We start from the raw sequence: 15,745 nt of genomic DNA on the forward strand, positions 1-15,745 counted from the left end.
AAAAAACTTTCTGACCGCATTCTTTTTCACCAACGGCGCGCAGAAAGCCAGCAAATCAGGGATATTTGCTGCATAAATCACCGCAAAATCACTGCCGGTGGCATACTAAGGTAAGAAATACAGCTAAAGGAATTGCGTCATGTCTTTATCCACTCAACAACTCGCCGCTCAAAAAAACCTTTCTTATGTGCTGGCAGAGAAATTAGCTCAGCGAATTCTTAAGGGCGAATATGCCGCAGGCAGCATTCTTCCTGGCGAGATGGAACTGAGTGATATCTTTGGCGTCAGCCGGACGGCCGTTCGTGAGGCCGTAAAGACGCTAGCGGCTAAAGGCATGCTGTTACCTCGTCCCAGAATTGGCACTCGCGTCATGCCCCGCAGCCACTGGAACTTCCTGGATAAGGAGCTGATAGCCTGGTGGATGACCAAAGATAATTTCAGCCATGTAGTCGAAGAGTTTTTGATTATGCGTAATAGCCTGGAGCCACAGGCCTGCGCGTTAGCCGCTATTAATAGCAATGAGCAGCAGCGTACCAGGCTGGCTCAGTTAATGGCGCAAATGACGGAACTCCAGAAGACCTTTGACCGGCAGCGGTGGATTGAAGTGGATATGGCCTACCACGAGCTCATCTATGAAATGAGTGGTAACCCTTTCATGACATCTTTCGCGAACTTATTCAGGTCTATTTATTACAATTACTTCACCGCGATTACCGATAACGAAGTCATTAAGCTCGATTTGCATCAGGCGATTGTGGATGCCATTACTCAGGGAGAGGAGCAGGCCGCCTTTCATGCCTGCCTGGCGCTATTAAAGGAACCCGTCGCTCATCGGTAGTCTAAGGCGCACTTAACCTTCAGGATAATAATGACGAAAACAGCACGCAGCATGGCCGGCCTGCCATGGATAGCCGCGATGGCTTTCTTTATGCAGGCGCTGGATGCCACCATTCTTAACACCGCGCTCCCGGCAATAGCCCATAGCCTGAATCGCTCACCGTTGGCTATGCAGGCCGCCATTATTAGCTACACCTTAACTGTCGCAATGCTTATCCCGGTAAGCGGTTGGTTAGCCGACCGCTTCGGCACACGTCGCGTATTTATGCTGGCGGTTAGCTTGTTTACCCTCGGCTCCTTCGCCTGCGCCATGTCCGGGTCGCTAACTCAGTTGGTCATCTTCCGCGTGATTCAGGGAATTGGCGGGGCAATGATGATGCCGGTGGCCCGCCTGGCGCTGCTTCGGGCTTATCCGCGCAGCGAATTACTCCCGGTGCTCAACTTTGTCACCATGCCTGGACTGGTCGGCCCCATTATTGGCCCGCTGCTCGGCGGCGTGCTGGTGACCTGGGCAAGCTGGCACTGGATATTTTTAATCAATATCCCGATTGGCATTCTGGGTCTGCTGTATGCCCGTAAATACATGCCCAATTTCACCACGCCGAAGCGCGGGTTTGATATGAGCGGCTTCCTGCTCTTTGGTGCGGGGCTGGTGCTGATCTCCAGCGGAGTTGAATTATTTGGCGAACGGATTGTTGCCAGCTATATAGGAATGTTGGTTATCCTGGGCGGTATTTTACTGCTGCTGACGTATGTCTGGCATGCTCGCCGCGTTCCGACGCCGCTTATTCCCCTGCCTCTCTTTAAGACGCGCACCTTCTCCGTTGGTATCGTCGGCAATATAGCCTCACGCCTCGGTACCGGCTGCGTGCCCTTTTTAATGCCGCTCATGCTGCAGGTCGGTTTTGGTTATTCAGCACTGCTGGCTGGCTGCATGATGGCACCTACGGCAGTGGGTTCGTTACTCGCCAAATCGACGGTGACTCAGGTGCTGCGCTGGCTGGGCTATCGTAAAACTCTGGTCGGTATCACCCTCGTCATCGGCCTGCTTATTGCCCAGTTCTCGCTACAGTCACCGGGAATGGAAGTCTGGCTGCTGATCCTTCCCCTCTTTATATTAGGGATGGCGATGTCGACGCAGTTTACGGCCATGAACACGATTACTCTTGCTGACCTTACGGATGAGAACGCCAGCAGCGGCAACAGCGTATTAGCGGTGACGCAGCAGCTGTCAATCAGCCTTGGGGTTGCGGTAAGCGCGGCAGTGTTGCGTGCATGGGAAGGTGTAGAGAGCGTCAACACCATCGAACAGTTCCATTACACCCTGCTGACGATGGGTGCGATAACGCTAGTCTCTTCGGCAGTATTTCTGCTGTTGCGCCCCAAAGACGGGCGCAACTTAATTAAAGAACGTCACAAACCTTAAACGGAGCTTCGCTCCACCAGCTCTGGCGTCAGCAGTAAACGCTGCTGCGCCAGATCGGGTTGCCCCATCCGGTGGATCAGCACATCCACCGCCAGTTCTCCGAGCTCATCTTTAGGCTGATGAATGGTCGTCAGCGGCGGCGTCATATAACGTGCAAGTTCAATATCATCGTAGCCAATCACCGCCATATCCTGCGGCACGCTAAGACCAGCCTGATACAAAGCATGGTAAGCACCCACGGCCATCGCGTCATTGCCCATAAATACTGCATCTGGCCTTTCCTCCAGCGTGAGCAGCTCGCTCATGGCGCTAAACCCGCCCTGAAACTCAAAGTCACCGATAATTTCATAGCCCGGGAGGATAGCCAGCCCGGCCCGATCCATGGCTTTACGGTAGCCTTCAAGGCGCAGCCTGGCCGGCGTTTTGTCCTGCGGCCCGGCAATGCAGGCAATGCGGGTATAGCCATTGTCGATAAGGTGCTGCGTGGCCATTTCCCCGCCAAGCAGTGAGTTATCCTGAATCACATCGCTCTGCCCCTCAAACGGAGCCCAGTCCATCATTACGGTAGGGATCGTCGGGTAGCGATTGATAATCTCCGGCGAAGGCTGATGTGTTTCGGTGCACAGCAGCAATAATCCATCGACGCGCTTTTGCAGCAGCGTTTCCAGATTTCGGTTCATGCGATGCTCATCGCCTTCGGTATTGCACAGCACTAGGCTATAGCCGCGCTCAAAGCAGCTGCGTTCAACGCCGCGAACCAGTTCAGAATAGAAGGGGTTACTACTCGCCGTGATCAGCATGCCGATGGTATGGGTTTGATTTAGCTTGAGGCTGCGCGCCAGCGCTGAAGGGGCATAATTCAGAGTCTTAACCGCTTCCTCTACCTTCTGGCGAATAGCATCGCTCACGAAGCGGTCATTATTAATGACGTGCGAAACGGTAGAAGTAGAAACGCCCGCCAGGCGGGCGACGTCTTTCATGGTAGCCATGGCTTACCTCTGCTGCTGCAGGAACTCATCAATTTCCTGGCGCCACGGCACGGAAGGCTGAGCGCCTTTACGCGTCACGGCAATTGCGGCGGCAGCGTGAGCAAATCGCACGGCGTCCTGCATCGGCTTATCTTCCAGCAACGCGGTAACCAGCGCGCCGTTAAAGGTGTCGCCGGCAGCAATAGTATCGACGGCTTTGACCTTAAAGCCCGGCACGCGTTTGCCGCTGCCATTTTCGCTGAGCCATACGCCACGGCTGCCGAGGGTGATAATTACCGTGTTGATCCCCTTCCCATGAAGCACTTCAGCGGCTTTGGCAGCATCTTCGTCGCTCTCAACGCGCACGCCGGTCAGCTTTTCCGCCTCTGTTTCGTTCGGGGTGATCATATCCAGCAGCGCCAGAAGCTCATCGGAGAGTTCACAGGCCGGGGCCGGGTTAAGAATAACTTTGGTCTGGTGCTGATGGGCAATTTTCGCCGCCGCCAGCACGCTTTCGAGCGGAGATTCCAGCTGCATTAATAAAGCAGAAGCTTCGGCGATTTTCTGCTGTTCCGCTTCAACCAGCACGGGGGTCAAAGCCGCGTTAGCGCCAGAGTGAATACCAATCACGTTTTCACCTGCGCCGTTGACAAAAATAAGCGCTACACCGGTCGCTTCGTCTTTAATGGTGCTGATTGGCGAGGTATCGATATTATCACTGGCAAGCTGCTTACAAACGCGGCCACCGGTATCGTCATCGCCCACACAGGCAATAAACGCAATGTCAGCCCCGCTGCGCCCAGCCGCCACGGCCTGGTTCGCACCTTTACCGCCGAACGCCACCTGATAGCCCTGCCCGGTAACGGTTTCGCCTGGCGTTGGGAAATGTTCGAGGTTGAGGATATGGTCAGCGTTAATGCTGCCAAGAACGACGAGTTTGCCTGTGCTTTTCATATCTTGATATCCAGTTTGAGTGCGCCACTCATGTCTGAGTGGCGCGTTGCCCTGCTTTTCTTTGATTCTTATTTGGTGATCAGCTTCAAATCAACCGGGATTTTTGCATCCACTTTCTCGCCTTTCAGCACTTTATCGGCGGTTTCCACGCCGATAACGCCGATCTGGTCAGCCATCTGGGCAACAGTCGCGCCCAGCTTGCCGCCTTCAACAGCTTTCACGCCGTCAGCCGTACCGTCGAAACCGACGACCAACACATCGGATTTACCCGCGGTTTGCAGCGCACGCAGGGCACCCAGTGCCATTTCATCGTTCTGAGCAAATACAGCCTGAACGTTAGGATGCGCGGTCAGCAGGTTCTGCATGACGTTCAGACCTTTAGTGCGGTCAAAGTCAGCCGGCTGGCTCGCCAGTACATCAAATTTATGTGCGGCAACGGCCTGCTTGAAACCTTCACCACGTTCACGGGCAGCGGAAGCGCCTGCAATCCCCTGCAGTTCAATGACTTTCGCGCCGTCGCCCAGTTTCTTAGCAATGAAATCACCGGCCATTTTGCCACCAGCAACGTTATCAGAAGCAATGTGGCTCACCACAGTGCCCTGGTTTGCGATACGGTCGAGGGTAATCACCGGAATTTTAGCCTGATTTGCCATTTTAACGGCATTGCCCACCGCATCGGAATCGGTTGGGTTAATCAGCATAAGCTTGGTGCCACGAACGGTTAAGTCCTGCACGTTGGCCAGCTCTTTTGCCGGGTTGTTTTGTGAATCCAGCACCACCAGGTTGTAGCCCAGCTTGTCGGCTTCTTTCTGCGCGCCATCTTTCAGCGACACGAAGAACGGGTTGTTCAGGGTAGACACTACCAGCGCGATGGTGTCTTTTGCCATGGCGTTTGCGCTTACGGTGGCGCTCAGGGCGACAGCGGAAACCAGGGTAGCCAGTTTTTTCATGTTCATAGTCAGATGTCCTGTAGGGTTATGGTTTTACTGCTTTTTATTGTCCACCAGCACCGCCAGCAAAATAACCACCGCTTTGACGATCATCTGGTAATAAGAAGAAACACCTAATAAATTCAGACCGTTGTTCAGGAAGCCGAGGATCAATGCCCCGATCAGCGTGCCGACAATCCGGCCTTTGCCGCCCGCCAGGCTGGTACCGCCCAGCACAACCGCCGCGATAGCATCCAGTTCGTATCCCGCACCCGCCGTTGGCTGCGCAGAGGAAAGACGCGCTACTTCGATAATCCCGGCGAGCGACGCCAGCAGACCACACAGAGAGTAGACGATGATTTTCACTTTGTTGACGCTAATCCCGGACAGGCGCGTCGCCGCTTCGTTGCCGCCGAGCGCATAGATATAACGCCCCAGGCGGGTATGGTGCAGCATGTACCATGCGGCCAGGAAGACAACAGCCATAATCCAGACCGGCGTTGGGATCCCCAGCGGACGGCCAATACCGAACCAGCCAAACAGGTCTGCATTGTCCGAGAAGCCGGTATTCATCGGGCTGCCATTGGTGTAAACCAGCGTCACCCCGCGCAGCAGCAGCATCATCACCAGCGTGGCGATAAAGGCCTGAACCCGTCCTTTCGCCACAATGACGCCCGTTACGGCACCAATTGCGGCCCCGAGAGCCAACGCAGCGGCTACAGCCACCAGCGCATTCACCTCGAATCCTACAATCGAGGCCGCCACCGCCCCGGTCAGCGCCAGAAGAGAACCGACGGACAGGTCGATCCCGGAAGTCAGAATGACCAGCGTCATCCCCACTGCCATAATGGCGTTAACCGAGGTTTGCTGCAGGATATTGAACAGGTTATTCACGGTAAAGAAATTCGGGCTCAGGGCCGAGACAATCGCAATCAGCACCAGCAGAGCGATCAGCGATTTTTGCTCCAACAGCCACGCTTTGGTGAACCAGCGACGGGTGGACACGGTCTGGGTACTCATTTATCTAACTCCTGATTCACTCGATTAAGCTTACCAACGGCCGCGGCCATCAGCGCCTCTTGGGTGGCTTCTTCACGGGAGAATTCACCGCTCAGTCGCCCTTCGTGGATAACCATGATGCGGTCGCTCATGCCCAGCACTTCCGGCATCTCGGACGACACCAGAATGATGCTCAACCCTTCGGCTTTGAACTGGTTAATTAACTGATAAATTTCTTTTTTCGCCCCAACGTCAACGCCGCGCGTTGGCTCATCGAGGATCAGCACTTTCGGGCGAGTCATCAGGCCACGCGCAATGGCGACTTTCTGCTGGTTACCACCGGAAAGCAGGCCAATCGGCTGCTCCATAGAAGGCGTTTTGACGTTAAACAGGCGAATAAAGTCCTGCACCGCCTGCTGCTCATCTTTATGCTTCAGGCTGCCAACGTCGCGGCTGAAATAGCGCAGCGCGGTCAGCGACATGTTCTCTTTCACCGACATGCCCAGAACCAGGCCATCACGCTTACGGTCTTCGGAGATATAAACGATGCCGTTTGCCAGCCCGTCCTGCGGAGAGCGAGTCACCACTTCGCGGCCATCCAGCGCCACATAACCGCCGGTTCTCGGCAGCGCGCCATACAGCACCTTCATGAGCTCGGTACGTCCGGCGCCCATCAGACCGGCCACGCCGAGGATTTCACCTTTGCGCAGCGTGAAAGAAACCTCTTTCACGCCGGGGCCGGACACGTTATCGACCCGCAGACGAATGTCGCCCGGCTGTTTGTCCAGATGCGGATACTGATCTTCAAGCTTGCGGCCAACCATCATTTCGATGAGCGAGTCTTCGGTGAGCGCGGAAACTTCACGTTCAGCGATAAACTGCCCGTCGCGCAGAACGGTCACGTCGTCGCAGACTTCAAAGATCTCTTTCATGCGGTGGGAGATATAAACGATGCCGCAGCCCTGAGCCTTCAGTTCACGGATAACGCGGAACAGCGACTCGGTTTCGGTGTCGGTCAGCGCATCGGTCGGCTCATCCATGACGATGACTTTTGACTCGAAGCTCAGCACCTTGGCTATCTCGACCATTTGCTGATCGCCAATCGACAGCTCGCCTACCAGGCGTTCGCTGGTGTAGCGTAAATTCAGCTTCGCCAGCAGCTTATCGGCTTCGCGGTACATCTTCTTCCAGTCAATTTTGCCAAAAAGCCCGACAAACTCGCGGCCAAGGAAGATGTTTTCCGCAATGCTAAGCTGCGGGATGAGGTTAAGTTCCTGGTGAATAATCCCGATGCCGGCTTCCTGGGAAGCTTTCGGCCCGCTAAAAGCCGTTTCTTTCCCGAGCCACAGCAGCGAACCGGCATCTTTGGTGTAGATCCCGGTCAGGACTTTCATCATCGTGGATTTACCGGCGCCGTTTTCACCCACCAGCGCCATGGCGCGGCCCGGGTAGACGTTCAACGCTGCGCCAGAGAGGGCTTTCACCCCGGGGAACGATTTATCGATCCCTTTAAGCTGCAGTAAAGGTTCCATACTGGCCTCCTCAGAAGGTTACGCCAGCACAGAGAATGATATTCGCATACGGGGAACACTCCCCGCTGCGAATAACCGCATGTGCATCCGCGGTGTGCTGCTTGAACTGCTCATGACTGATGTAACGAATAGCTATGGTTTTTCCCTGGTGTTTTTGCAGTTGCTCAATATGGTTGAGCAACGTTTCGTGAAGCCCGGAATTATGTTGTTTGATTTCAGAAGCAATGATTGCCGCCTCAACCTGCATTTCCTGAGTTACCACGTCCACGACCTGCATAAAGCCCGGAACGCCGTGAGTTAATGCCAGATCGATGCGCTGAGTATTGCGCGGAATTGGCAGCCCGGCATCGGCAATCACCAGCGTATCGGTGTGCCCAAGGCGGGAGATAACGGCCGAAATATCAGCGTTAAGAACGGTACCTTTCTTCATTTTCCTGCTCCACTAGCGAAACGTTTCGCTAATGAAGAGTGTAGAAAAGGAGATGGCGGTTAAACAACCACCAGGTTAAAGAAGTGTGATCAACATCGAAACGTTTCGCTAATAAACGCAAAACGGTACCTGAGTACCGTTTTTAGTGTTTGCACCCTCTCCTGTGGGAGAGGGTCGGGGTGAGGGCATCAGGTATCTAACTTAAATCTCGACCTGGGTGCCCAGCTCGATAACCCTGTTCGGCGGGATCTCAAACTGGTCAGGCGCTCGCAGAGCGTTTCGCTGCAGGGCGAGGAACAGCTTGCCACGCAGGCGGAGATACCAAGGACGCTTGCCGATAATCAGCGACTCGTGCGACATGAAGAACGACGTTTCCATCATCCGGCAGCTCAAACCCTCCAGGCCACAGCGGTGGAAAATTTCTTCCACATTTGGCGTTTCACGCCAGCCGTAGCTTGCCACCACCCGCCAGAAGGTTGGCGACAACTGCTCGATAGAAACGCGCTTAACGTTGTGAACGTACGGAGCATCTTCGGTGCGCAGCGTCAGCAGCACGACTCTCTCGTGCAGCACTTTGTTGTGCTTGAGGTTATGCAGCATCGCGAACGGGATCACGTTCAACGCGCGGGACATATAAACCGCGGTACCCGGGACGCGAACCGGTGGAGACTTCTCAAGGGACGCAATCATCGCTTCCAGTGAGTTACCGTGCTCATGCATGCGGCGCAGCAGGCGGAAGCGCTCGCTCTTCCAGGTTGTCATAATGGTAAACATGACAAGGCCCAGCGTGAGCGGTAGCCAGCCACCGGAGACGATTTTCTCGAGGTTAGCAGAGAACAGCGGCACGTCGATAAACAGGAAGCCCACGCACATCAGGAGCACGGCAATTTTATTCCAGTGCCAGTTTTTGCGCGCCACGGTACAGCAGAGGATCGAGGTCAGCACCATCGTGCCGGTTACTGCAATCCCGTATGCCGCCGCCAGGTTACTGGAATGTTCGAAGCTAACGATGACGATCACCACGGCGATATACAGGATCCAGTTAATCGCTGGAATGTAAATCTGCCCGGACTCCATTTCCGAGGTGTGGATGATACGCATTGGCGAGAGATACCCCAGGCGAACCGCCTGACGCGTAAGCGAGAAGACGCCGGAAATAACGGCCTGAGAGGCGATAACAGTGGCCAGCGTCGCCAGAATCAGCAGCGGGATCAGCGCCCAGTCAGGTGCCAGCAGGAAGAACGGGTTTTTAATCGCTTCCGGGTTCTTTAACAGCAGGGCACCCTGGCCAAAATAGTTAAGAACTAATGAAGGCAGAACCGCAATAAACCATGCGATGCGAATTGGGAGCTTACCGAAGTGCCCCATATCGGCATACAGCGCTTCAACGCCGGTTATGGCCAGCACAACCGCCCCCAGAGCAACGAACGACACGGCTTTATATTGCACGAAGAAATTCACCGCCCAGGCAGGGTTAAGCGCCTGCAGGACTTCCGGGTTGCCGATAATACTACGCGCGCCCAGGACAGCGAGCGTCAGGAACCACAGCAGCATCACCGGAGCAAACAGCTTGCCCACCATCCCGGTGCCGTGCTTCTGAATCATAAACAGCAGCGTCAGAACAATAATAGAGAGAGGGACGATGTATTGGTCCAGCTGTGGCGCGGCTATCTCCAGGCCTTCTATGGCCGACATCACCGATATCGCCGGCGTGATAACCACCTCGCCGTAGAAGAAGCTGCCGCCAATCAACCCCATGATCACCAGCACCGAGGTCATTCGCGCCGTCGTATTGCGTCCAGCCAGAGACATCAGCGTTAAGATCCCGCCTTCCCCGGCGTTATCCGCACGCATCACGAAGGTGAGGTATTTGATGGAGACGACCAGTACCAACAGCCAAAAAATTAACGACAAAAAACCAAACACGGCGTCGCGTTCAACGCCAAACCCAAACTGCCCGGACAGACATTCACGAAGGGTATAAAGCGGGCTGGTACCTATATCACCGTACACAACCCCGATAGCAGCCAGCGTAACGGCCGGCAACGATTGTTTATTATCAGCGCTCATAGACTAATCTTTTGTTGGAATCCCGAAAACGTGTGCTTAGTCCCTTGGCCCACAAAACGGCGCACAGTATGCACGATAATTGTGTAAATCGTACTCCTAAATGCATTTGAATTATCCCAGCTCAAACGCTGCATGCGGCATAATCAGCACATTAACTGGCTAAAAATAAACGCTATACTCGCGTTTCTCCACAGGGTTAACCGCGTAAGGATGCAAAGCTAATTATGGCTCAATCACATTTGCTGGCTGAAAGAATTTCTCGTCTCAGCCAGGCGCTGGAAAAGGGACTTTTTGAACGTCAGCACGCCGTTCGTCTCTGCTTGCTGGCGGCACTGAGCGGCGAAAGCGTCTTTTTACTTGGCCCGCCAGGCATTGCAAAAAGCCTGATCGCCCGCCGCCTGAAATTTGCTTTTCGCGAAGCGCGCGCCTTTGAATATCTAATGACTCGCTTCTCAACGCCAGAAGAAGTTTTTGGCCCGCTTTCTATTCAGGCGCTGAAAGATGAAGGCCGCTACGAGCGCCTGACCGCCGGCTACCTGCCGGAAGCCGAAATCGTGTTTCTGGATGAGATCTGGAAAGCCGGCCCGGCAATTTTAAACACCCTGCTGACCGCCATTAACGAACGCCGTTTCCGCAACGGCGCCAGTGAAGAAAAAATCCCCATGCGCCTGCTGATGGCCGCCTCCAACGAATTACCCGAAGCGGACAGCAGCCTGGAAGCGCTGTATGACCGTATGCTGATTCGCCTGTGGCTCGACAAAGTGCAGGATAAAGCCAATTTCCGTTCGATGCTCATCAGCCAGCACGACGAGAATTTTAATCCCGTTAGCGAAAGCCTGCAGGTTACCGATGAAGAATATTTCAGCTGGCAGCAGCAAATTGGCGGCATCGCGCTGCCGGACGACGTTTTTGAACTTATCTTCACGCTGAGACAGCTACTTGAGGCCACGCCGGGCGCGCCTTATGTGTCTGATCGCCGCTGGAAAAAAGCCATTCGCCTGCTGCAGGCCAGCGCCTTCTTTAACGGCCGCGATACCGTGGCACCTATCGATCTTATCCTGCTGAAAGACTGCCTGTGGCACGACACGGCGACGATGAATTTGATGCAGCAGCAGATTGAAGTTTTGATGACCGGGCACGCGTGGCAGCAGCAGGCTATTCTCAGCAAACTCAGCGCCATCGTACAGCGCCGCCTTCAGCTCCAGCAGCAAAGCAGCGACCGGGATGCGTTTACCGTGCTCAAGCAGACCGGCATGTTCAGCCGCAAACCGCAGTATCAGCTGCCGGATGAGATAACCGGCGAAACGCTGACGCTTTTACTGCAAAAGCCGCTGAAGCTGCACGATATCGAAGTGATTCACATCACTCTGGCGCGCGAAGCGCTGGCGCAGTGGCTTAATAAAGGAGGCGAGATCCGCGGTAAGCTGAACGGGATTGGCTTTGCGCAGTTGCTTAACCTCGAAGTGGACAACAGCCAGCACCTGACGATTCGCGACGTCAGCCTCCAGGCCACGCGGCTTGCGCTGCCGGGGCACCAGCAACAAGGCGTGCCTGACGAGATCAAAAAGCAGTTTGACGATCTCGACGCCGCGCTTCACCAGCAGCACGAACGCTTTAACGATCAGCAAAAATGTCTGTTTATTGAAAGCGACTGGCTGGGAAAAATTGAAGCCAGCCTGCAGGACGTCGCGGCGCAGCTGAAACAGGCCCGGCAATGATAAGCGTTGAAACGCTGGATATGATCCTGGCTATTGGTGAAGGTGAACTGATAGAAGAGATTATTATTACCCTGCTGGCTGCCCCGCAGCTGGCGGTGTTTTTCGAAAAATTCCCGCGTTTGAAAAAAGCCGTTAGTGAAGACTTACCTCGCTGGCGAGACCAGCTAAAAGGCCGCCTGAAGGACGGGCACGTTCCGGATGAGCTGGCGCAGGAAGTCCTTTGCTACCAGCAGAGCCAGTTACTTACCACCGGGCAACTTATCATGCGGCTGCCGGAAATTATCCAGCTGCTGCACAAACTCGGCTCGCCGTTCTATGAACAGGCCAAAACGCTGGTGGCCGATAATCCACATTTCACGCCAGCGCAGCATACGCTGTTTCTGCAGCGCTGGCGGCTAAGCCTGGTTGTACAGGCCACATCGCTTAACCAACAGCTGTTAGAAGACGAGCGCGACAAGCTGCTGGCGGAGATTCAGGAACGGCTGGCGCTTAGCGGGCAGCTGGATCCTGCCCTGGCGGAGAACGACAAAGCTGCCGGTAAACTGTGGGATATGAGCGGCGGCACGCTCAAGCGCGGGGACTATCAGCTGATTGTGCAATACGGTGAGTTTCTCACCGGCCAGCCGGAACTGATGCAGCTTGCCGAGCAGCTGGGGCGCTCTCGCGAGGCTAAATCCGTGCCGCGTAAAGATTCCCCAACCGAGCCCTGGCGTATGCTGGTCCGGGAGCCGGCTACCGTGCCCGAACAGGTGGACGGCCTGCAGCGCAGCGACGATATCCTGCGTCTGTTGCCGCCAGAGCTGGCAACCCTGGGCATTACCGAGCTGGAGTTTGAGTTCTACCGCAGGCTGGTGGAGAAGCAACTGCTCACTTACCGTCTGCACGGTGACTCGTGGCGTGAAAAAGTCATCGAACGTCCGGTCGCTCATCAGGACCTTGACGAGCAGCCTCGCGGACCATTTATTGTCTGCGTGGACACTTCCGGCTCAATGGGCGGGTTCAACGAGCAATGCGCCAAAGCTTTTTGCCTGGCGCTGATGCGCATTGCCCTCGCCGATAACAGACGCTGCTTTATTATGCTGTTTTCCAGCGAAGTGGTGCGCTATGAGGTCAGCGGGCGGGACGGGATCGATCAGGCGATCCGTTTTTTAAGCCAGCATTTCAGCGGCGGGACGGATCTGGCCAGCTGTTTCCGCTCGATCCTGGAAAAAATGCAGACCGGAGACTGGCACGATGCCGATGCGGTGGTGATCTCGGACTTTATCGCCCAGCGGCTGCCGGACGATGTCGTCAGCAGCGTGAAAGCGCTGCAGCGGCAGTACCAGAACCGTTTTCACGCTGTCGCTATGTCAGGGCACGGAAAGCCCGGCATCATGCGCATTTTTGACCATATCTGGCGCTTTGACACCGGGATGAGAAGCCGCCTGCTGCGTCGCTGGCGGCGCTAAAGCTTACAGCAGGTCACTCACCTTAGCCTGCACTTCTGGCGACCAGACGCCGCACTGAACCTGGCCGATATGCGGCAGTTGAAGCAGCAACATCGTTAAACGGGACTGGCCGATACCGCCGCCGATGGTTTGCGGCATTTCGCCTTTCACCAGCGACTGGTGCCACTCCAACTGAAGCCTGTCTTCATCTCCGGTGATCGCCAACTGACGCTTCAGGGTTTCGGCATCCACGCGGATCCCCATAGAAGAAAGCTCCAGGGCATCTTCCAACACCGGGTTCCAGACCAGGATATCGCCGTTCAATCCCGACAGGCCAGCTTCCCCGCCCGTTGACCAGTCATCATAGTCTGGGGCGCGAACGTCGTGACGTTTCCCGTCCGATAGTTTGCCCCCGATACCGATCAAGAAGACGGCGCCGAGTTCTTTAGCAATAGCGCGTTCGCGGCCTTTGGCATCCAGGCCAGGGAAGCGCTGCAGCAGCGTTTCGCTGTGAACAAAATGGATTTTCTCCGGCAGCAAGGCCGCCAGACCGAAGCGTTCACTCACTTCAGCCTCAGTAGCCTTAATTGCCGCCCAGATGCTCTCTACGGTTTGTTTTAGCGTGCCGGTGTGGCGTTCGCCATCGCCCATCACGCGTTCCCAGTCCCACTGGTCAACATAGACCGAGTGAATAGGGGATAAACGGTCTTCATCGGGGCGAAGGGCTTTCATGTGCGTGTAAAGCCCTTCGCCCGCGCTGAAGTCATGCTGGCCTAGCGTTTTTCTTTTCCATTTGGCCAGCGAATGCACCACTTCAAACTGCGCCTGCGGCAAGGTTTTCACCTTTACCTGCACTGCTTTCTCGCTGCCAGAAAGGTTGTCCTGTGTACCATCGCCCACGCGGCTGAGGATCGGTGCCTGGACTTCAATCAGGCCAAGCTTCTCTTCCAGCTGACGGGAGAAATGGGTTTTCACAAAACTGATCTGACGTTGTTTAGCAATCCAGGCGGTTTTCATGGCTTTTCTCTTTGTTGTGTTGTTTCTGCCATCGATTAAGCAACAGAAACGCCACCGTATTCAATAATCAACAATAAAAAAGGCCAGCCTCTTTTTAATCGACGAATTTAAGGCTATAAAAAATAGAGAATCGGCATTTATCATAGGAAAAAGTGATGGATAATTATCAAATCGACAATCTCGATCGCGGGATACTTGAAGCATTAATGGCGAATGCGCGCACCGCCTATGCGGAACTGGCCAAGCAGTTTGGCGTCAGCCCGGGCACTATTCACGTTCGCGTAGAGAAGATGAAGCAAGCGGGAATCATTACCGGTGCACGCATCGATATCAGCCCGAAGCAGCTTGGCTATGACGTCTGCTGCTTTATTGGCATTATTCTGAAAAGCGCCAAAGATTATCCATCCGCCCTGACCAAGCTGGAAAACCTGGATGAAGTGACCGAAGCCTACTACACCACCGGCCACTACAGCATCTTTATAAAAGTGATGTGTCGATCCATTGATGCCCTCCAGCAGGTACTTATCAACAAGATCCAAACAATCGATGAAATTCAATCCACTGAAACGCTGATCTCGCTGCAGAACCCGATCATGCGTACTATCCGGCCCTGAGCCCTAATTTTAATACCCATATTATCCACAGGTAGATCCCCGCTCTTTCACAGCGTACAATACGCGACGATTTGAAAAGGCGGGATACAATGGCTGATATCACTCTGATTAGTGGCAGTACGCTCGGTAGTGCCGAATATGTAGCAGAACACCTGGCAGAGAAGCTTGAAGAAGCAGGGCATGGCGCTGAAATGCTGCATGGCCCTCTTTTAGAGGATCTGAAAACCAGCGGTATCTGGCTGGTGGTCTCTTCCACCCATGGTGCTGGCGATCTGCCAGACAACCTGCAGCCTTTCTATGACGCTATAAATGAACAGCGTCCGGATCTCAGCGACGTAAGCTATGGTGCGATCGGGATCGGCAGCCGTGAATACGACACGTTTTGCGGTGCAATAGAGAAGATCGACCTGCTTCTGACCGAATGTGGGGCGACCCGCTTAGGATCCTTGCTCAAAATTAACATCCTCGATCACGACATTCCTGAGGATCCGGCCGAGATTTGGGTCGGTTCATGGATTAATTTACTCCCTGAAGTGTAAAGATTGCACGATCAGATGTGGATAACTCTGGTTAAAAGCTTGGATTAAGCGGTAGTTATCCCAATAACAACTGCTGTTCACTTTTTGAGTTGTGCATAAACCTCAATTCTGATCCCAGCTTATACGGTCTGGGATCACTGGTAGTACACAGCAAACGATCCTTTCCAGGTTGTTGATCCTAAAATGGATAAATGGCTTATCCACAGGGGTGGTCGATCCTAATAAGAGATCATAATAAAGAGATCTTTAAATAAAAAAGATCTTCTTTTAATTACCGAAGATCCC

The 15,745-nt window shown here is 54.4% G+C and carries 14 protein-coding genes; 6 read left to right on the forward strand and 8 right to left on the reverse strand.

Going from position 1 to position 15,745, the window contains the following annotated elements:
* Nucleotides 1-139: 139 nt before the first annotated feature.
* Complete coding sequence (locus CNE01S_RS02485) at nucleotides 140-838, forward strand: FadR/GntR family transcriptional regulator (protein WP_061273094.1); 699 nt, start codon at nucleotides 140-142, stop codon at nucleotides 836-838.
* Between the two features lie 30 nt (nucleotides 839-868).
* Nucleotides 869-2,263, forward strand: coding sequence for a multidrug transporter subunit MdtD (mdtD, locus tag CNE01S_RS02490; protein ID WP_061273097.1), 1,395 nt, complete (start codon nucleotides 869-871; stop codon nucleotides 2,261-2,263).
* On the opposite strand, the gene rbsR is transcribed toward mdtD, so the two are convergent.
* From rbsR to kup, 7 genes are all read right to left on the reverse strand, one after another.
* The gene (rbsR, locus tag CNE01S_RS02495; RefSeq protein ID WP_061273099.1) at nucleotides 2,260-3,252 is read right to left on the reverse strand and encodes a ribose operon transcriptional repressor RbsR; all 993 of its coding nucleotides are present in this window, start codon (nucleotides 3,250-3,252) and stop codon (nucleotides 2,260-2,262) included. The two genes, mdtD and rbsR, sit on opposite strands and share 4 nt — an antisense overlap.
* 3 nt (nucleotides 3,253-3,255) lie before the next feature.
* The gene (gene rbsK / locus CNE01S_RS02500) at nucleotides 3,256-4,185 is read right to left on the reverse strand and encodes a ribokinase (protein ID WP_061273101.1); all 930 of its coding nucleotides are present in this window, start codon (nucleotides 4,183-4,185) and stop codon (nucleotides 3,256-3,258) included.
* A gap of 68 nt (nucleotides 4,186-4,253) precedes the next feature.
* On the reverse strand, nucleotides 4,254-5,141 hold the full coding sequence (gene rbsB, locus CNE01S_RS02505) for a ribose ABC transporter substrate-binding protein RbsB (protein ID WP_061273107.1): 888 nt from the start codon (nucleotides 5,139-5,141) through the stop codon (nucleotides 4,254-4,256).
* Nucleotides 5,142-5,168: 27 nt separating this feature from the next.
* Complete coding sequence (gene rbsC / locus CNE01S_RS02510) at nucleotides 5,169-6,134, reverse strand: ribose ABC transporter permease (protein WP_061273109.1); 966 nt, start codon at nucleotides 6,132-6,134, stop codon at nucleotides 5,169-5,171.
* Complete coding sequence (gene rbsA / locus CNE01S_RS02515; RefSeq protein WP_061273112.1) at nucleotides 6,131-7,645, reverse strand: ribose ABC transporter ATP-binding protein RbsA; 1,515 nt, start codon at nucleotides 7,643-7,645, stop codon at nucleotides 6,131-6,133. Before rbsA ends, rbsC begins: the two co-directional genes overlap by 4 nt.
* Before the next feature lie 10 nt (nucleotides 7,646-7,655).
* Nucleotides 7,656-8,075 (reverse strand): D-ribose pyranase, encoded by a 420-nt coding sequence (rbsD, locus tag CNE01S_RS02520; protein WP_061273114.1) that lies wholly within the window; start codon nucleotides 8,073-8,075, stop codon nucleotides 7,656-7,658.
* A gap of 201 nt (nucleotides 8,076-8,276) precedes the next feature.
* Entirely contained in the window at nucleotides 8,277-10,145 is a 1,869-nt protein-coding gene (gene kup, locus CNE01S_RS02525; protein ID WP_061273116.1) for a low affinity potassium transporter Kup, read from the reverse strand.
* Between the two features lie 224 nt (nucleotides 10,146-10,369).
* Between kup and ravA the strand changes: the two genes are divergently transcribed.
* Both ravA and viaA read left to right on the forward strand, forming a co-directional pair.
* The gene (ravA, locus tag CNE01S_RS02530; protein ID WP_061273118.1) at nucleotides 10,370-11,863 is read left to right on the forward strand and encodes an ATPase RavA; all 1,494 of its coding nucleotides are present in this window, start codon (nucleotides 10,370-10,372) and stop codon (nucleotides 11,861-11,863) included.
* A complete protein-coding gene (gene viaA / locus CNE01S_RS02535) occupies nucleotides 11,860-13,311 on the forward strand; it encodes an ATPase RavA stimulator ViaA (RefSeq protein ID WP_061273120.1) in 1,452 nt (483 codons plus the stop codon). Before ravA ends, viaA begins: the two co-directional genes overlap by 4 nt.
* A gap of 3 nt (nucleotides 13,312-13,314) precedes the next feature.
* On the opposite strand, the gene asnA is transcribed toward viaA, so the two are convergent.
* Nucleotides 13,315-14,307, reverse strand: coding sequence for an aspartate--ammonia ligase (gene asnA / locus CNE01S_RS02540; RefSeq protein WP_061273123.1), 993 nt, complete (start codon nucleotides 14,305-14,307; stop codon nucleotides 13,315-13,317).
* Nucleotides 14,308-14,462: 155 nt separating this feature from the next.
* Between asnA and asnC the strand changes: the two genes are divergently transcribed.
* Nucleotides 14,463-14,921, forward strand: coding sequence for a transcriptional regulator AsnC (gene asnC, locus CNE01S_RS02545; protein WP_008457765.1), 459 nt, complete (start codon nucleotides 14,463-14,465; stop codon nucleotides 14,919-14,921).
* An 89-nt stretch (nucleotides 14,922-15,010) separates the two neighbouring features.
* Complete coding sequence (mioC, locus tag CNE01S_RS02550; protein ID WP_061273126.1) at nucleotides 15,011-15,460, forward strand: FMN-binding protein MioC; 450 nt, start codon at nucleotides 15,011-15,013, stop codon at nucleotides 15,458-15,460.
* The last annotated feature ends 285 nt before the right edge of the window (nucleotides 15,461-15,745 follow it).

Source organism: Cedecea neteri NBRC 105707 = ATCC 33855, from assembly GCF_001571265.1.
GTDB lineage: Bacteria > Pseudomonadota > Gammaproteobacteria > Enterobacterales > Enterobacteriaceae > Cedecea > Cedecea neteri.